This is a genomic window from Streptomyces corynorhini (assembly GCF_003346515.1).
Taxonomy (GTDB): domain Bacteria; phylum Actinomycetota; class Actinomycetes; order Streptomycetales; family Streptomycetaceae; genus Streptomyces; species Streptomyces corynorhini.
Genome location: NZ_QQNA01000146.1, coordinates 1 through 15,877 on the forward strand (window position 1 = coordinate 1; position 15,877 = coordinate 15,877).

19 protein-coding genes are annotated in these 15,877 nt (G+C 71.6%); 9 read left to right on the forward strand and 10 right to left on the reverse strand.

Features of this window, described 5'->3' with window-relative positions; all coding sequences use genetic code 11:
* Positions 1 to 213: 213 nt before the first annotated feature.
* From DVH02_RS18990 to DVH02_RS19000, 3 genes are read right to left on the reverse strand one after another with little or no spacing between them, the layout of a single operon-like run.
* Positions 214 to 423, reverse strand: coding sequence for a DUF397 domain-containing protein (locus DVH02_RS18990; RefSeq protein ID WP_114625015.1), 210 nt, complete (start codon positions 421 to 423; stop codon positions 214 to 216).
* 16 nt (positions 424 to 439) lie between these two features.
* A complete protein-coding gene (locus DVH02_RS18995) occupies positions 440 to 649 on the reverse strand; it encodes a DUF397 domain-containing protein (protein ID WP_114625016.1) in 210 nt (69 codons plus the stop codon).
* The gene (locus DVH02_RS19000) at positions 646 to 1,476 is read right to left on the reverse strand and encodes a helix-turn-helix domain-containing protein (RefSeq protein ID WP_114625017.1); all 831 of its coding nucleotides are present in this window, start codon (positions 1,474 to 1,476) and stop codon (positions 646 to 648) included. Before DVH02_RS19000 ends, DVH02_RS18995 begins: the two co-directional genes overlap by 4 nt.
* Positions 1,477 to 1,866: 390 nt before the next feature.
* Here DVH02_RS19000 and DVH02_RS19005 point away from each other — a divergent pair, with 390 nt between their 5' ends.
* From DVH02_RS19005 to DVH02_RS35205, 3 genes are read left to right on the forward strand one after another with little or no spacing between them, the layout of a single operon-like run.
* Positions 1,867 to 2,070, forward strand: coding sequence for a hypothetical protein (locus tag DVH02_RS19005; protein ID WP_114625028.1), 204 nt, complete (start codon positions 1,867 to 1,869; stop codon positions 2,068 to 2,070).
* Positions 2,067 to 2,267, forward strand: coding sequence for a hypothetical protein (locus DVH02_RS19010; RefSeq protein ID WP_114625018.1), 201 nt, complete (start codon positions 2,067 to 2,069; stop codon positions 2,265 to 2,267). The genes DVH02_RS19005 and DVH02_RS19010 overlap by 4 nt, the downstream gene beginning before the upstream one ends.
* Positions 2,264 to 2,401, forward strand: coding sequence for a hypothetical protein (locus DVH02_RS35205; RefSeq protein ID WP_158575910.1), 138 nt, complete (start codon positions 2,264 to 2,266; stop codon positions 2,399 to 2,401). The genes DVH02_RS19010 and DVH02_RS35205 overlap by 4 nt, the downstream gene beginning before the upstream one ends.
* Before the next feature lie 148 nt (positions 2,402 to 2,549).
* Here the strand turns inward: DVH02_RS35205 and DVH02_RS19015 are convergent, their stop codons facing one another.
* From DVH02_RS19015 to DVH02_RS19025, 3 genes are all read right to left on the reverse strand, one after another.
* Positions 2,550 to 3,656: a methyltransferase domain-containing protein gene (locus DVH02_RS19015; RefSeq protein WP_114625019.1), complete on the reverse strand. Its 1,107-nt coding sequence runs from the start codon at positions 3,654 to 3,656 to the stop codon at positions 2,550 to 2,552.
* Positions 3,657 to 3,863: 207 nt separating this feature from the next.
* Positions 3,864 to 4,079 (reverse strand): hypothetical protein, encoded by a 216-nt coding sequence (locus DVH02_RS19020; protein ID WP_114625020.1) that lies wholly within the window; start codon positions 4,077 to 4,079, stop codon positions 3,864 to 3,866.
* A complete protein-coding gene (locus DVH02_RS19025; RefSeq protein WP_114625021.1) occupies positions 4,076 to 5,542 on the reverse strand; it encodes a hypothetical protein in 1,467 nt (488 codons plus the stop codon). Before DVH02_RS19025 ends, DVH02_RS19020 begins: the two co-directional genes overlap by 4 nt.
* 225 nt (positions 5,543 to 5,767) lie before the next feature.
* On the opposite strand from DVH02_RS19025, the gene DVH02_RS36230 reads away from it, so the two are divergent.
* On the forward strand, positions 5,768 to 6,400 hold the full coding sequence (locus tag DVH02_RS36230; RefSeq protein WP_114625022.1) for a TIGR04282 family arsenosugar biosynthesis glycosyltransferase: 633 nt from the start codon (positions 5,768 to 5,770) through the stop codon (positions 6,398 to 6,400).
* A complete protein-coding gene (locus tag DVH02_RS19035) occupies positions 6,397 to 7,170 on the forward strand; it encodes a class I SAM-dependent methyltransferase (protein ID WP_407697647.1) in 774 nt (257 codons plus the stop codon). Before DVH02_RS36230 ends, DVH02_RS19035 begins: the two co-directional genes overlap by 4 nt.
* Before the next feature lie 28 nt (positions 7,171 to 7,198).
* Here the strand turns inward: DVH02_RS19035 and DVH02_RS19040 are convergent, their stop codons facing one another.
* Positions 7,199 to 8,872, reverse strand: a complete 1,674-nt coding sequence (locus DVH02_RS19040; protein WP_114625030.1) for an MFS transporter — start codon at positions 8,870 to 8,872, stop codon at positions 7,199 to 7,201.
* Between the two features lie 450 nt (positions 8,873 to 9,322).
* Here DVH02_RS19040 and DVH02_RS19045 point away from each other — a divergent pair, with 450 nt between their 5' ends.
* The 3 genes from DVH02_RS19045 to DVH02_RS19055 are packed head-to-tail and all read left to right on the forward strand — an operon-like array spanning position 9,323 to position 11,314.
* The gene (locus DVH02_RS19045) at positions 9,323 to 9,838 is read left to right on the forward strand and encodes an ArsR/SmtB family transcription factor (RefSeq protein WP_233518320.1); all 516 of its coding nucleotides are present in this window, start codon (positions 9,323 to 9,325) and stop codon (positions 9,836 to 9,838) included.
* A 59-nt stretch (positions 9,839 to 9,897) separates the two neighbouring features.
* Entirely contained in the window at positions 9,898 to 10,905 is a 1,008-nt protein-coding gene (gene arsB, locus DVH02_RS19050; RefSeq protein WP_233518323.1) for an ACR3 family arsenite efflux transporter, read from the forward strand.
* Complete coding sequence (locus tag DVH02_RS19055) at positions 10,898 to 11,314, forward strand: arsenate reductase ArsC (protein ID WP_114625024.1); 417 nt, start codon at positions 10,898 to 10,900, stop codon at positions 11,312 to 11,314. Before arsB ends, DVH02_RS19055 begins: the two co-directional genes overlap by 8 nt.
* 174 nt (positions 11,315 to 11,488) lie before the next feature.
* Here DVH02_RS19055 and tnpA read toward each other — a convergent pair whose 3' ends face one another.
* Positions 11,489 to 11,917, reverse strand: coding sequence for an IS200/IS605 family transposase (gene tnpA, locus DVH02_RS19060; RefSeq protein ID WP_114625025.1), 429 nt, complete (start codon positions 11,915 to 11,917; stop codon positions 11,489 to 11,491).
* A 50-nt stretch (positions 11,918 to 11,967) separates the two neighbouring features.
* Between tnpA and DVH02_RS19065 the strand changes: the two genes are divergently transcribed.
* Positions 11,968 to 13,182: an RNA-guided endonuclease InsQ/TnpB family protein gene (locus DVH02_RS19065; protein WP_114625031.1), complete on the forward strand. Its 1,215-nt coding sequence runs from the start codon at positions 11,968 to 11,970 to the stop codon at positions 13,180 to 13,182.
* A gap of 225 nt (positions 13,183 to 13,407) precedes the next feature.
* Here the strand turns inward: DVH02_RS19065 and DVH02_RS19070 are convergent, their stop codons facing one another.
* Positions 13,408 to 15,165 (reverse strand): ABC transporter ATP-binding protein, encoded by a 1,758-nt coding sequence (locus DVH02_RS19070; protein ID WP_114625026.1) that lies wholly within the window; start codon positions 15,163 to 15,165, stop codon positions 13,408 to 13,410.
* Positions 15,162 to 15,877: ABC transporter permease (locus DVH02_RS19075; RefSeq protein ID WP_199566341.1), on the reverse strand; the 716-nt coding region annotated here is incomplete at its 5' end. The genes DVH02_RS19070 and DVH02_RS19075, both read right to left, overlap by 4 nt.

Sequence of the window (15,877 nt, forward strand, 5' to 3'; positions counted from 1 at the left end):
GGCGGCCCCCACCCGCCATAAACGGCCCCGTTCAGCTCGCTTACCTCTTGGTACTGACCCGCAGAACACAGCGGACAGTGACCAGCGGGGCATGAGTCCCAGCACACAGTGGACGGTCAGCCGCCGAGCCGGAGCCGGGCCACCCCACACAAAGTGTGCGCCCCGCAGGGCCCACCGGCCCGCACCCCAGAAACTGCCGGGTGCGGGCGGGCTTCAGCGGGCGGCGAGGCCGTCCGCCTGAACGGCCTCGATGAACGTGGTGAACGCCGAGGTGGGGAGGAGGAGCGCCGGTCCTTGGGGGTTCTTGGAGTCACGGACGGGGACGGTGCCGTGCGTGCCAGCGAGGTTGGCGGCGACCTCCACGCAGGCGCCGCCGTTCTCGCTGTAGGAGGACTTGAACCACTGCGGGGATTCGATCGTCACGGGGTGCCCTTTCCTCTCAGGGGGTGGGAAACACTCCGGACTTGACACCTGCCACGAAGGAGGTGAACGAGGCGGTGGGGAAAGCCAGGACGGGACCGCTGGGGTTCTTGGAATCACGGACGGGGACGGTGCCGCGCGTGGCGGCGAGGTTGGCCGCGACCTCCACGCACTGACCGCCGTGCTCGCTGTAGGAGGACTTGGACCAACGGGGGGATTCGGTCGTCACGGGGTGCCCTTTCGTAGCTGTTCGATCATGGCCACGGATGACGCCTGAGAGAGCGCTTCGGCCTGTAGTTGATGGTAGGCCGTCAGCATGGGTAGTACGGAAGCGATTTCCCGTTCCAGATGTCCCCGTTGGGAGGACTCCGCGTACGACATAAGCGAGCGGTCCGGCAGCGTAAGCACGGTTACGGGCAGGTTGAGTGGGCGACGGTCACCCATGTCGAACGGGGCGACCTGGAGGACCGTGTTCGGCATTGCGGCGAACTCGACCAACCGTGCCAACTGGCCGTCCATGGTCGCTGGGCTGCCGACGGGCCTTCTGAGGCAGCTTTCGTCCAGCACGACGAACACCAGCGGCGGCGGAGTCCGCTTAAGCGACTCCTGCCGCGTCGCCGCGAGCGCGATTCGTTCGTCACCCTGCTCGGGCGTGATCGCACCCCGTTCGACCGCGCGCGCGGTGAGCGCCGACGCGTACTCCGTTGTCTGGAGTATCCCCGGCATCACGCCCACCTCGTACAGCCGGATCTCCGCAGCCCGCGCCTCATGCGTGAGGTACTCCGGGAATCCCTCAAGCAGCGCCGTCTGCCGAACAGCCTGGCTCTGACGCAGAAGTCGGTCCCCCGTGCCGAACACGCGGTCGGCACCTGTCGCGAAACGCTTAGTTGGAGGGCGGCGACCAGTTTCAATGGCAGAAATATGCGTTGCGGAGCACTCCATGCGCTCCGCCAAGTCGTCCTGAGTCCAGCCGCGTTCGTCCCGCAGCGTACGTACGCGCTGGCCAAACGCCGCACTGGGCGACTTCTCGGGTTCCAGTTCCTTGCGGTTCACCATCTCTGCACCCAACCATCCGGTCAATGCCTGCAAGTTGAAGCTAACCCGACTCTAGGCCAGCCTGAACCTCCTCGGTAGTCGAATGACTACAGAGAGGAGTGGATCGTGAATCGCAAACACATTCCCCCCGACACCCCTCAACCCCGCCGGTCCGCGCTCACCCCTCACGAGGTCGCCGAACGCCAGCAAGCGCGCTGGGAGGCGACCCCCGACGAGACGTGGTTCTCCACGTCGGCGCCGCTTCCGGCCGGTGTGCGGCGGGGGCCGTACGCCCGGCCGACGGCCGACGTGTTGGCCGCCGTGGAGGCAGGGCTGCGGCGGAAGGCGGCGGCCGAAGTCGCCGACGCGGACGACCGGTCGGTGGTACCGGCCGAGGACGGAGGTACGGAAGTGACCGAGCCGACCAGGTATCAGACGGAGCCCCTTGAGCTGCCGCTCCCCGCACCCGTGCAGGCGGATCCGGTGCCCGTCGAGGGGTGCCTCGGCTGCGCCGAACTCGCCAGCGTACGGGCTCGGGCACGGGCCGTGGGCGACATGACCACGGTGTCCGACTGCAACGTCCACCTGCGGCGGCACCCCGAGGGGCACCAGTGATCACGGCGGAGGACATCGGCTGCCAAGTGGAGGACCAGGAAGGGCGCGTCGGGATCCTGCGGGCCGTGATCCGGGACTACGAGGACCCCGCCGAGGCCCCCGGAGAGCGCCGCAAGCGGCCCACGGCGTTTCTCCGCGCGGAGGGCGGCGGCACGGAGTGGCTGGTTCCGCCCGAACACGTACGGCGAGCCCCGTGACCCGAGCGCCCAGGCGACCGTACGACGTGCAGAAGCGCGTCATGGTCGCGCTGCTCACCGCCGGGCTCACGATCCTCGCGTGCTCCGCCGCGCTGGCGGCCGTCGTCATCGCGCTGGCGCTGCGGGCCGCGTGAGCGGGGGGGGAGGAGGCGGGAACCGCCGCGTCCGGGACGGCAGGACGCCTCACCGTCAGCCCGTTCGGGACACTGCTCGGAATTCTTCGGACAAGAACAAGCCGATACGCCCCCCGACTTGGCGGGGGGGCGTATCGCCGATGAGGGGCTACCTGCGACCAACGGCGTGACGCGGATCGTCCAGCCACACCCGCTGCCCGTCGCCATCGACCGACAGGCCGAACCGGGAGCGCTCCGGCTTCCCCAGCTCGTACCAGGCGAGGAACGCCGTTCGCACTTCGTCCCAGAGGGCGCGGGGGCCGTACTGCTCCACCTCGTACGTCTCCGCGTCGGGGGCGTATTCGACGGTCGCCCACGACTTCCGGTCGTCGGAGAAGAACCACAAGGTGGCCTCCCCGCTGTCGTCGTCCGCCTCGCACCATCGGTACCAGGCGTCAGTGATGTTCAGGCCGGTGAAGAACGCCGGATCGTCTTGGATGACGTTCTGCGGAGCGATATCGGTCGTGCTCCTCTCCCCCTCCTCGTGGTGGTACAGCTCCGCGATCCGGCCCGATCCGGCCCGGTGCGAGCGGTCCCACATGAAGGCGGGAGAGCCGGAGAACCCGCCCCGCGCCTCCCCGTCCACCACGTCGAGCGTGGCGTAGGAGCCGCTGAAGAAGCTGCTGCCCCACGGGGTGACGATCCGGCCCGCAGGGCACTGCTCCAGCCAGGTGCGTGGGATCGCGCGCATGGTGCAGGTGCAGATGATCCGCTGGTACGGGGCGCCTCCGGGGTGGCCGTCGCGGCCGTCGCCGATCACGACCGTCGGGGCGAACCCGGCGTGTTTCAGGTTCTGTCGTGCGAGGGCTGCCACTGCCGCGTCCACTTCCACGCTGAACACGTTGCGTTCGCCCAACCGGCGCGCGAGCCAGGCCGCGTTGTATCCGGTTCCCGTGCCGACTTCCAGCACGGTGTCGCCGTCGCGCACGTCGAGCAGGCCGAGCATTTCCAGCATGATCGACGGCATGGACGAGGAAGACGTGGACAGCCGGAACGCCCCCTCCGGGGTGTCCTGTCCGTCATTGACCTGCGTGACGACCGGCAGATCGCTGTAGACCCTCTGCGCCCAGGCTTCGGGGTCAGCAGTGAAGTTGCCGCCCTCGAACACGTCGGGGATGAACAGGGCCCGGTCCACCGAGGCCACTGTGTGCCGCCATGCCCCGGGCAGGGCGTCTTTGCTCACCAGGGACTCGACGAGCTGGTGTCGGCCGGTCATGTGCCCTCACTTCTTCGGCGGCTCGTACGGCTTGGTCGGCCCTGGCGGCTTTTCGCGGTGGCCGTCGCTGTCGGAGGTATCCGGCTTTCCCGGAGTGGTCTCCGCCCTTCTTGCCCATGATGTCCTCACTCTCCCGCTGTTGTGGTGAAACCAGTCTGAGCAGCCGCCCACACAAGCGGGGCGAATGTTGCACCATGTTGCACGCCCTCATGCCTCGCAGGCGTCGACAGCCTTCCTGATCAGGGCTTTGGCCTGCGGGCCGTACAGGGCCGCGCGCGCCATCCGAGCGAAAGCGCGCAGGTACACGTCGATCTCGGACCGGTTCGTCACACGGACCATGGCTGTCAGGGTCTCCACCTGAACTTCGCGATCACCGATCGCGTAGAAGGTCTCGATGGGCCACCCGGGCGCGGCGAGGGTCACCAGTAGGTCAGCAGCAGGTGGTTGGTGAGCAGCGCGGCGGCGGCCTGCGCGGCCAGCCAGCCGCGTCGGCCGGCGGAGGGCAGCAGCGCGGCGGCGGCGGGGAGCCAGAGGGTGAAGGGCAGCCAGATCCGCTCGGTCTCGGCCTTGCTCATGCCGGAGACGTCCGCCACCAGCAGCGCCGCCAGGACGGCGCAGACGATCAGCACGAGCGGCGTGCGGTCCGTGTCGGGCGGCGGCTCGCGCCGGACCCCCGCCGCCGGAGGCCGCGACCACGACCGCCACCCCCACCGCCACCGCCACCGCTGCCGGACGACATCCGGTACGGCGGCCAGCACGCGGCGCGCTCCCGCGACGGCGGCCAGGCCCGAACCGAGCACCACACAGGCCAGGTTGCCCCACACCCAGTACCCGTAGGAGCGCAGCCCGCCGGATCCCTGGTAGTAGCGCTCGACGAGCAGCGGGTACGCCTCCCACCAGCGGAAGCCCAGCAGCGTGAACGTGACGGCCACCGCGCCGAAGCCCAGCGCGACCAGCGGGACGGGGCGTGCCGTACGGGCGCACACCAGGATCGCCAGGGCGGGCAGCGCCATCAGGGTGAGCCCGTAGGAGACGTACACGGTCAGTCCGAAGAGGAGCCCGCTGCCCAGCCCGGCCGCCCACGCACCCGCGTCCCGAACGGTGCGGCCCGCCGCCACGGCGAGGAGCGCCAGGGCCCAGGCGGCGACCGCCGCGAAGTAGCCGTCCGCCGAGGTGCCCACCCATACGGCGGCGGGCGCGAGGACCAGGAAGGGGGCGGCCCTTCGCGCGCCGTGTTCCGCGCCCAGGGCGCGCAGGGCGACCAGGACGGCCGCCGCGACGGAGCTGCCGGTGACGATGCAGAAGCTCCCGGCCCACCCGCCGCCCCCGAGTCCGAGCCGGTCGAGGCCGACGAAGGTCAGGATCGCGCCGGGCGGATGACCGGCGATGTGCGGCTGCCAGCTGCCCGGCACGCCGCCGGGGATGTGCTGGCTGAACTCCCGCAGCATGGCCGGGACATCGGTGAACCGGGGCACTCCGCGCAGATACTCGTAGCGTGTGGTGAGCCGGTCGGCGACGCCCGTCCGCCAGCCGTCCACCAGGGCGAGCGACCAGGTCCAGGCCATCGCCGTGAGCCAGACCGTCCACGTCAGGCGGCGCCACGGCAGGCGGGCCGCGACCGCCGGGCCGTACAGCACGACCAGCGCGGCGACGAGCAGCGCGGTGGGCGTGCCGGGGCCCAGGTGGGGCAGCCAGCGCGCCAGCAGCGGAGGCCAGGGGGCGCGCAGCGAGCCGGTGGTGTTCTCGATGACCGTCCCGGCGACGGCGGCGACGGCGAACAGCAGCGCGCCCCCCGCGGCGGTGATCAGGTCGCCGCGGTGGGGGGACGCCGTGGACGGACCGGCCTCGGGGGAGGGCGAGTGGCGCGGGGGCGAGTGCAGGGTCACGCGGTCACGTTATGCACGGTCGAGCGGGGTCCGGTGCGGCATCCCGCCCGGCGCGTCGGGGGCCGCTCCGACCGGGCCGGGGAATTCCGTGCCGTTCCCGGCGCGGGACCGTGGCGCGGCGCCCCGGCACACCTATCGTCCAAGAATGTTCGTATTAGTGAAACAAGTTGTTATTAATCCGTTTCCTGGTTCTTCGTGCGCGGCCCGCCCCCTGGAGGCGGTGCGATGACCACGCTGCTCGTGATGGCCAAGGAACCGCTCCCCGGCCGGGTGAAGACCCGGCTCACGCCGCCCTTCAGCCCGCTGGAGGCGGCCGGGCTGGCCGAGGCCGCGCTCGCCGACACGCTCGCCACCGTCCGCGCCCTGCCCGCGCGCCGCCGGGTGCTGGTGCTGGACGGCAGCCCGGGTCCGTGGCTGCCGCCCGGCTTCGAGGTGCTGCCGCAGGGTGCGGGCGGGCTCGACGAACGCCTGGCCGCCGCCTTCGCGGCGTGCGAGGGACCCACCGTACTGCTGGGCATGGACACCCCCCAGGTCTCCGCCGCCGAGCTGGCTCCCGCGCTGGAGCCGTCCGCGTGGCGGGCCGCCGACGCGTGGTTCGGTCCTGCGGTCGACGGCGGTTTCTGGGCGCTCGGCCTCGCCGTACCGGATCCGGCGCTGCTCCTCGGCGTGCCGATGTCGCTGCCCGAGACCGGCGCGGTGCAGCGGGCCCGGCTGACCGACGCCGGGCTGACGGTACGGAACCTCCCGGTCCTCCGGGACGTCGACACCGCGCACGACGCCCGGGTGGTCGCCGCCGAGGCCCCGGGCAGCCGCTTCGCCGCCGCGCTCGCCCGGCTGACGCCGGTGGCGGCGCCGTGACCTCGGCACCGCAGCGCACCGCGGGGTCCGGCAGCGCCCCGGTGCGCGGGCGTCAGACCCTGCCGTGGCACGCCGACCCCTACAGCGACGCGCTGCGCGCTGGACGCGGTCCGCTGTTCCTGCGCCGCTCGGACGGCGGGCTGCTCCCGCTGGACGTGGAGCGCTGGTGCGCCGAGCCCGACGCGGCGGACCGGACCGTGCTCGCGCGCTGCCGCGGCACCGTACTCGACATCGGCTGCGGCCCCGGTCGCCTCGTACGGGCGCTGACCCGCGCCGGACACCGGACGCTGGGGATCGACGTCAGCCCGGCGGCGGTCACCCGTACGGTACGGGCGGGCGGCCGGGCGCGCGAGCAGTCGGTCTTCGACCCGGTCCCCGACGAGGGCGGCTGGGACACCGGCCTCCTCATCGACGGCAACATCGGCATCGGCGGCGATCCGCGCGCGCTGCTCGACCGTGCGGCCCGCATCCTCAGCCCGTCGGGCGCCCTGATGGTCGAGACCGCGCTCGCCGCCGGGGACAGCGACCTGGACGAGCGGTTCCAGGCGCGGGTGGACGACGGCAGGGGCACGGCGGGGGCGGCGTTCACCTGGGCGCGGCTCAGCTGCCACGCGCTGAATCGTTACGGCAGGACCACCGGCTGGACGGCCGCCGAGCACTGGACGGAGGCCGGGCGCCACTTCGTCGTCCTGCGCCGCGGCTCCGGCGGCGGCGACGGCGTCGAGGTCGGCGGCAGCACCGGCACCGGCATCGACGTCGGCGGCGGCTGAGCGCGGTCCCGTCGGCCCGCGCCTCTCCTCACGCCTCGCCCGCCCGCTCGTCGTGGACGTAACGGCCCCCGCGCAGCAGCGAGGCGAGAGCCGCCACCAGGCAAGCGGCGATGGCGAAGTCGAAGGCGATGGAGAGGCCCTGCGAGAAGGGCTCGGAGATCAGCTTCGGGAAGAACGCCCGCCCGGTGAGGTAGTCGGCGTGCCCGCTCGGCAGCCGCGCCAGCGCCTCCGGCCCGACCAGGGTCCGTACCGGGTTGTATCCCAGGAGCGCGGCGAACAGCACACCGACGGGCGGCAGCGCCGCCACCCGCGCCGCGTCGGCGCCGGAGACACCTTCGGCGGTCAGGCCGTGGGTGAGGGAGGCGGGCAGGGAACTCGCCAGACCGGCGATCATCAGGGAGAAGAAGATCCCGATGGACAGTACGGTGGCCGAGTTCTGGAACGTGGTGCTGATCCCGGCGCCCACGCCGCGCTGGTCCGGCGGCAGGCTGTTCATGATCGCCGCCCGGTTGGGCGAGGCGAACAGCCCCATCGCCAGCCCGTTGCAGAGCAGGATGACGGCGAACCAGGGATAGCCGAAGTCGACCGGCAGCTCCTTGAGCGCCATGAAGGTCGCGGCGGCCAGCACCATGCCGCCTGTGGTGAAGAGCCGGGCGCCCAGCCGGTCGGAGGCCCAGCCGGAGAACGGCCCTGCGATCAGGAACCCGATGGTCAGGGGCAGCATGTAGATCCCGGCCCACAGCGGGGTCTGCTCGAAGCCGTAGCCGTGCCTCGGCAGCCAGATCCCCTGGAGCCAGATGATCAGGATGAACATCAGCCCGCCGCGCCCCAGCGAGGCCAGCAGACTGGCCACGTTCCCCGCCGTGAACGCGCGGATCCGGAACAGCGCCAGATGGAACATCGGCTCGGCGACCCTGGTCTCGATCAGACAGAACAGCGCCAGCAGCGCCAGCCCGCCGCCGATCGCGCCGAGCACCCAGGGGTTGGTCCAGCCCATCGTGTCGCCGCCGTAGGGCTGGATGCCGTACGTGATGCCGGACAGGACGGCGATCAGGCCGACGGCGAACGTCAGATTGCCCCACCAGTCGAGCCGGGCGGGGGCGCGGACACCGGTGTCGCGCAGCTTCATGTACGCCCAGATGGTGCCGAAGAGACCGAACGGTACGGAGACCAGGAAGACCAGGTGCCAGTCGAGAGGGCCGAGCAGCCCGCCCAGGACCAGCCCGATGAACGACCCGGCGATCCCGGCGACCTGGTTGAGGCCGAGCGCGAGACCGCGCTGCCCGGCCGGGAAGGCGTCCGTGAGGATGGCGTTGGAGTTCGCCATGAGCATCGCCCCGCCCACTCCCTGGAGCACCCGCATCCCGATCAGCCACAGGGCGCCGGCCGTGCCGTGCAGCCAGGTCACCGAGAGCAGCACGGAGAACAGGGTGAAGACGGCGAACCCCATGTTGTACATGCGCACCCGGCCGTACATGTCCCCGAGTCGGCCGAAGCTCACCACCAGCACGGCGGTGACCACCATGTAACTCATGATCAGCCAGAGCAGCAGACTCGTGTTGCCGGGCTCCAGCGGATCGACCCCGATGCCCCGGAAGATGTCCGGCAGCGCGATCAGGATGATCGACAGGTTGATCGTCGCGATCAGTACGCCCAGCGTGGTGTTGGACAGAGCGATCCACTTGTACCGCGGATCCGGCAGGCCCTCGTGCGTACCGGTGGGGTGTCCGGGGCGTCCGGGGCGTGCTGGGCGTGCTGGGCGTGCTGGGCCTGCTGGGTGTCCGGGCCGTGCGGATCCGCGGGAACCTGCTCTGCGCACGGACCACCATCCCCGTCGGAGCCGACCTGGTCGAGTGGATCCAAGCTAATCCGGGATCCCGGACCCGGCCAGCGCGGGCACGGAGCGCGGGCACCGGCACGGGTACGGGTACGGGTACGGGTACGGGTACGGGCGCGACGGTGAGCGGACGGCCGCCGCGCTCCGGTTCACCGGACGCGGACCGACTGGTCGCCGTGGTGCCGGTCGAGGAGACGCTCGTGGGCGGGGGCGAAGTACCGGCGCCAGACACCCACGCCAGGTCTTCGGTCAGGCCGCATTGACATCTTTCGATGCGGCCTTGCGCATTGAATTGAAAAGCATCAATATAGAAGAATGTCGAAACAAGAGCTGGTGGTGCTCGGCCAGGACGACACCGACGCGTGCTGCCCGACCCTGCTGACCGCCCCGCTGGACGAGGAACAAGCCGCCGATCTGGCACGGGTGTTCAAGGCGCTCGGGGACCCGGTGCGGCTGCGGCTGCTGTCGATGATCGCTTCCCGGGCGGGCGGGGAGGTCTGCGTCTGCGACCTCACCCCGGCCTTCGATCTGTCGCAGCCGACGATCTCGCACCACCTCAAGCTGCTGAAGCAGGCCGGTCTCATCGACTCCGAACGGCGCGGGACGTGGGTGTACTACCGGCTGCTGCCGCAGATGACGGACCGGCTCGCGGCGGTCCTCACCCGGCCCACCGGGCTCGCTGGATCCACCGGACTTGCTGGACCCACGGGGCTCACGGAACTCGCCGAACCCGCCGGACTCGCCGGATCGACCGAGCCCGCCGATCCCGCTGATCCCACTGGACCCACTGGACCCACTGGACTCACCGAGCCCACCGGGCAGGGCGCGTGAGCACCGTCGCGCGGCTGTCGTTCCTGGACCGGTTCCTCGCCGGGTGGATCCTGCTCGCGATGGCCGCCGGTCTCGGCCTCGGCCGCCTCGTGCCGGGCCTGGGGGACGCGCTCGCGAAGGTCACCGTCACCGGCGTCTCGCTGCCGATCGCGCTCGGCCTGCTGGTGATGATGTACCCGGTCCTCGCGAAGGTGCGCTACGACCGCCTCGGCACCGTCACCCGTGACCCGCGCCTCCTCATCCCGTCGCTGGCCCTGAACTGGCTCGTCGGCCCGGCCCTGATGTTCGCGCTCGCCTGGCTCTTCCTGCCCGACCTGCCCGCGTACCGCACCGGGTTGATCATCGTCGGCCTGGCGCGCTGCATCGCGATGGTCATCATCTGGAACGACCTCGCGTGCGGCGACCGCGACGCGGCCGCCGTCCTCGTGGCGCTGAACTCCGCTTTCCAGGTGGTCGCGTTCGCCGCGCTGGGCTGGTTCTACCTGAGCGTGCTGCCCGGATGGCTCGGTCTGGAGCAGACGGCACTCGACGTGTCGATGTGGGAGATCGCCCGCTCCGTCCTGATCTTCCTCGGCATCCCGCTGCTCGCCGGATTCCTCACCCGCCACCTGGGCGAGAGAGCAAGGGGCCGTACCTGGTACGAGACGGAACTGCTCCCCCGCATCGGCCCGTTCGCCCTGTACGGGCTGCTGTTCACCGTCGTCGTCCTCTTCGCGCTCCAGGGCGACGCCATCACCTCCCGGCCCCTCGACGTCGCCCGGATCGCCCCGCCCCTGCTCGTGTACTTCGGTGTGATGTGGGCCGGGTCCATGGCCGTCGGCCGCGCGCTCGGCCTCGACCACCCGAGGGCGACGACGCTGGCGTTCACGGCGGCGGGCAACAACTTCGAGCTGGCCATCGCGGTCGCCATCGCCACCTTCGGCGCCACCTCGGGCCAGGCCCTGGCCGGAGTCGTCGGCCCGCTCATCGAAGTGCCGGTCCTCATCGGCCTGGTCCACGTCGCGCTCGGCGCCCGCCGCTGCTTCCCGCCGCCACCCCTCGTACCGGAAGGTTCCGCCCATGGCTGAGACCCCGAAGCCGTCCGTCCTGTTCGTGTGCGTCCACAACGCGGGCCGCTCGCAGATGGCCGCCGCCTTCCTCACCCACCTCTCCGGCGGCCGGGTCGAGGTGCGCTCGGCCGGTTCCGCGCCGGCCGACACCGTGAACCCGGCGGCCGTCGCCGCGATGGCCGAGGCGGGCATCGACATGTCGGCCGAGACGCCGAAGGTGCTGACCGTCACGGCCGTGCGGGCGTCCGACGTGGTGATCACCATGGGCTGCGGCGACACCTGCCCGGTCTTCCCCGGCAAGCGCTACCTCGACTGGAGCCTCGACGACCCGGCGGGACAGGGCGTCGAGGCGGTCCGCCCGATCAGGGACGAGATCGAGCGGCGCGTGCGCGCGCTGCTCACCGAACTACCGCTCCCGCTCCGCTGACCCGCCCCCGGCTCAGCGAGCGGCCCCGGTCAGGAGCTTCGCCAGACAACGCCGCGCTGCTCGTACTCCATCCCTAACCTTGTGTGGGTATCCCCGGCTTCGGCCGGGGAGGGAAACGCATCCTTGGAGCGGAGGCGCGAAGCGCAGGAGTGCTCTGCGCCTCCGTTTTGACGGTCAGACAGGTCGCTGTTGGCCTTCGATGTACTGCCGGATGATGCTAAGCGGCGCTCCGCCGCAGGACCCGGCGAAGTAGGAGCGGGACCAGAAGACAGAGCCCAGGCCGATCCGGTTGATCCGGCCGGTGTACTCCGCCCGCAGGTAGCGCGAGCTGACTCCCTTGAGCGAGTTGATCAGCTTCGACAGGGCGATCTTGGGCGGGTAGTGCACGAGTAGGTGTACATGGTCGGCCTCGCCGTTGAACTCCCGTAGCTCCGTCTCGAAGCCGGCGCAGACCTCGCGCATGATCTCCTCGCACCGCTGGAGCATGGCGTCATCGAAGACGCCCTTACGGTACTTGGTGACGAACACCAGATGGGCGTGCAGGTTGTATGCGACGTGACGACCGGTGCGGATATTGGCATTTGGTTCCCATCGTGGTGACATACACCAAATGTAGTAGGATGAGGAGAACTCGACCGAAGGGGGTGGGCTGGATGATCCGTGCGTACAAGTTCCTCATGCGGCCCACCGTCCGCCAGGAACAGGCGCTGGACGAGATGCTGCGGGATCACTGCTCGCTCTACAACGGGGCCTTGCAGGAACGCCGCGACGCCTACCGGCACGTCTCCAAGACGAGCGTGAAGTACGGGATGCAGTCGGCGCAGCTCAAGGACATCCGGGCCTTCGACCCGGAGCGTCAGGGCCGGTGGTCGTTCTCCTCACAGCAGGCCACCCTGCGCCGCCTGGACAAGGCGATGCAGGCGTTCTTCCGCCGGATCAAGTCCGGTGACACGCCCGGCTACCCCCGGTTCCGGGGCGTGAACTGGTTCGACACGGTGGAGTTCCCCAGGGACGGCGACGGCTGCCGTTGGGACTCCACCCCGCACGACCCGGTGACCCGGGTGCGTCTGCAAGGTGTCGGGCACGTCAAGGTCAACCAGCATCGCGCCGTGACCGGCAGGGTCAAGACCGTCAGCGTCAAGCGCGAGGGCCGCAAACGGTTCGTCGTGCTGACCTCCGAACAGGACCAATCCGAGCCGCTGCCCGCGACCGGCAGCGTGGTCGGGATCGACCTGGGCATCGCCAGCTTCCTCGCCGGCTCCAACGGCGAGTTCGTGCCCAACCCGCGACACGGCCGCCGCGCCGCCGCCAAGCTCGAAGCCGCACAGCAAACCCTGTCCCGGTTTCCCCGTGTCCGCCGGGACAAGCGCACCGGTAACCATCAACGCGCCGTGGAGAAGGTCGCCACGCTGCACGGCAAAGTCAGGCGTCAGCGCCTGGACCACGCGCACAAGACCGCGCTCGGCCTGGTCCGCGTGCATGACTTCATCGCGCACGAAGACCTCAAGATCCGCAACATGGTCAAGGCCCCCGCACCCAAGCCCGACCCCGAGAACGCGGGCAGCTTCCTGCCCAACAGGGCCGCCGCGAAGGCCGGGCTCAACCGCAGCATTTCCGATGTCGGATGGGGGGTGTTCCTGACGATCCTGCACGCCAAGGCTGAAAGCGCCGGACGGGAAGTGATCGCCGTGGACCCCCGCAACACCTCCCGGATCTGCCCCGAATGCGGGCACCTCTCAGTGGAGAACCGGCCCACACAGGAGAAGTTCCACTGCGTCAGCTGCGGCCACCAGGCGCACGCCGACACTGTCGGAGCACTCAACGTTCTACGGGCCGGGCTGGTCCGTCGCGACGCCAACCCGGCGTAACGAGAAGCCCCCGGATTTATCCGGGGGAGGAGTCACCGTGTCGTCTCCTGGTCGCTCGCTCGGTCTGCTGTCAAGCCCGCGCCGCCCGCCCGTAGCGGCCCACCCGTAGCGGCCCGCCCGTCGCGGCCCACATGCGTGTCGCCCGAAGAGCCCGCGCGAGCGGTACGAGGGGGTGCTCACGTACGTCAGGTCCGGCCCTCATCGATCTTCGGGAGCAGCACTGGCTCACTCCACAAGTCGGCCGCGCCCGTGGGGTAGTTCCCGGCCGTCCCCGGAAAGACCGCGGGACGGGCCCGCGGCGCCGCCGGAGCCGGGCGCGCCGGACCACGCGGCGGGCAGGATCTCGTCGACGGACCCGCGCCGCACACAGCGACCGCCGTCGAACAGCGCGGCCTCCTCGGTCAGGGCACGGACCGCGGGCAGGTCGTGGCTGATGAACAGCAGGGCGGTCCTGGCCGGGGCGAGGAGGCGGGGCAGCGCCTCGATGACCCGTTGCCGGGAGACGGTGTCCAGCGCCGAGGTCACTTCGTCGCAGACGAGCAGGGCCGGGCGGGCCGTCAAAGCCCTGACCAGCGCGCAGCGCTGGAGCTGGCCGCCGGAGAGCCGGTCCGGGGTCCGGCCGAGCAACGCCCGGTCGAGCCCCAGGGCACCGGCGGCCCGGATCGCTTCCGCCGTCGCCTCCTCGGTGTGCAGGCCGCGCAGCAACCTCGCGGTGTCGGCGAGTTGGCCGAGTACGGGACGGTGCTCCTCGAAGGAACCGGCGCTGTTCTGGTGCACGTACTGGATGGCGCGGCGCTGTGCGGGCGTCCGCCGGTCGACGCGGTGAGGAAGAGGGCGGCCGTCGAGTCGTATCTCGCCCCCGGACGGCGTGGTCAGCCCGGCGAGCGCCCGGCCGAAGGTCGTCTTGCCGGAGCCGGAGGGGCCGAGCAGCGCGCGCTTGGTGCCGGGCGGGAACGCCATCGTCACCGGTCCGGCCAGCGGATCGCCGGACCGGCGGCGCACGACGATGCCCGCGGCGGTGACGGCGCTGCGGCCCTCCGGCGCCGGGTCGGCGGAGATCGGGTCGGCGGCGACCGGGTCGGCCGCCATCAGGTCCGCCGCCATCAGGTCGACGGAGATCCGGTCGGCAGCCATCGGGTCCGCCGCCATCGGGTCCGCCTCCTTGCCCGCGTCCGCGCCGCGTTCCGCGGCCAGCAGCTCCCGGGTGGCCCGATGGCGGACCGCCAACCGGTGGCCGACGGCGTTCGGCCCGTCGCCGAGGACGTCCGCCGTCGGCCCGTCGTCCACAGCCCGGCCGTGTTCCAGCACGATGACCCGGTCTGCCGCCTCCCGTACCAGCGACAGGTCGTGACTGAGCAGCAGCACGCCCACGCCCTCGTCCGCGAGCGCCCGTACCGTACGGCCCAGAACGTGCGCGAGCGCCGGGTCAAGGCCGCTCGTCGGCTCGTCCAGCACCAGCAGCCGGGCCCCCGTCACCAGGGCGGAGGCGAGCGCCAGACGCTGCTGCTGACCGCCGGAGAGCTGGTGCGGGAAGCGGCGGCGTACGGCCTCCCACTCCAGCCCGGCCAGGGCCAGCGCCCGGCGCGCGGCGGGCCCCCGCGCGGCCCGTGCCGGGTGTCCGAGGGCGGCCAGTTCCGTCAGCCCGCCGCCCGCCCGGCGGACCGGGTCCAGCACGGTCTCCGGGTGCTGCGGCAGATGCGCGGCCCGGCCGGCCCGAGCGGCGGGGCGCCGGGCGGGTGCCAGAAGCAGCAGGTCCCGGCCTGCCAGCAGGACGCGTCCGGTCAGCCGCACGCCGCCGCGCGAGGCACCGAGGGCCGCCAGGCCGAGCGTCGTCTTGCCGCTGCCCGACGGGCCGACGACCGCGATGACGGCACCGCCGGGGACGGTCAGTGCGACCCGGTCCAGCAGCGGGCGCTCCGCGCCGTCGGCATGCGCGGAGATCTCCGGGACGTGCAGCGGCGGCACAGGGGCGGTGCCGGTCACCGGCCTCTCCTCCCGCGTGCGAGAGCGCGGTCCACGAGCAGGTTGCCTCCGACGCACAGCGCCGTCAGCAGACCGGCGGGCACCAGCACCGCGGCGGGCTGGGTGAACAGGGCGTCGCTGTTGCGCTCGATGAGTACCGCCCAGTCCGGCGAGGACACGGGCAGCCCCAGGCCGAGAAAGTTGGCGGCGGCCAGCAGATACAGCACCACGGAGAACCGGCCGCCCGCGTCCGTGGCCAGCGGAGCGGCCAGCTCCCGCGCCAGGTGCCGAAGGTTGATGTACGCCCAGCCGCGCCCCTGCATCCGCAGCGCCTCGACGACCGTCCGGGTGCCGGGCGCGAGCGCGGCTCCGCGTACCAGGCGTGCCACGGAAGGTACTTGGAGCACCCCGGCGACCGTCACCAGCCAGTATCCGTCGCGGTGTCCCGTCGCGGCCAGGGCCATCAGCACCAGCAGTCCGGGAAAGGCGAGCAGCAGGTCGAGGCCGCGCATCACCCACTCGTCGAGGCCGCGCCGCGGACCCGCGGCCAGCAGCCCCAGCGGCACCCCGGCGGCCATGCCGATCAGCAGCGCGGCCAGGGCGCTGCCCAGGACCGAGGCGCCGCCGTGCAGGACGAGCCACAGCACGTCGCGGCCCAGGACGTCCGTACCGAGCGGGTGCCCCGCTCCTGGCGGCTGCGACGGCAGGGCCCCCTCGGCCGACGGCGCGTCCC

Excerpts from the sequence above, each read along its gene's own strand:
- DVH02_RS19015 (WP_114625019.1), bottom strand. The coding sequence starts at position 3,656 with ATGACCGGCCGACACCAGCTCGTCGAGTCCCTGGTGAGCAAAGACGCC.
- DVH02_RS19065 (WP_114625031.1), top strand. The coding sequence starts at position 11,968 with ATGATCCGTGCGTACAAGTTCCTCATGCGGCCCACCGTCCGCCAGGAA.
- DVH02_RS19055 (WP_114625024.1), top strand. The coding sequence starts at position 10,898 with ATGGCTGAGACCCCGAAGCCGTCCGTCCTGTTCGTGTGCGTCCACAAC.
- tnpA (WP_114625025.1), bottom strand. The coding sequence starts at position 11,917 with ATGTCACCACGATGGGAACCAAATGCCAATATCCGCACCGGTCGTCAC.
- DVH02_RS36230 (WP_114625022.1), top strand. The coding sequence starts at position 5,768 with ATGACCACGCTGCTCGTGATGGCCAAGGAACCGCTCCCCGGCCGGGTG.
- arsB (WP_233518323.1), top strand. The coding sequence starts at position 9,898 with ATGGCCGCCGGTCTCGGCCTCGGCCGCCTCGTGCCGGGCCTGGGGGAC.
- DVH02_RS19000 (WP_114625017.1), bottom strand. The coding sequence starts at position 1,476 with ATGGTGAACCGCAAGGAACTGGAACCCGAGAAGTCGCCCAGTGCGGCG.
- DVH02_RS19045 (WP_233518320.1), top strand. The coding sequence starts at position 9,323 with ATGTCGAAACAAGAGCTGGTGGTGCTCGGCCAGGACGACACCGACGCG.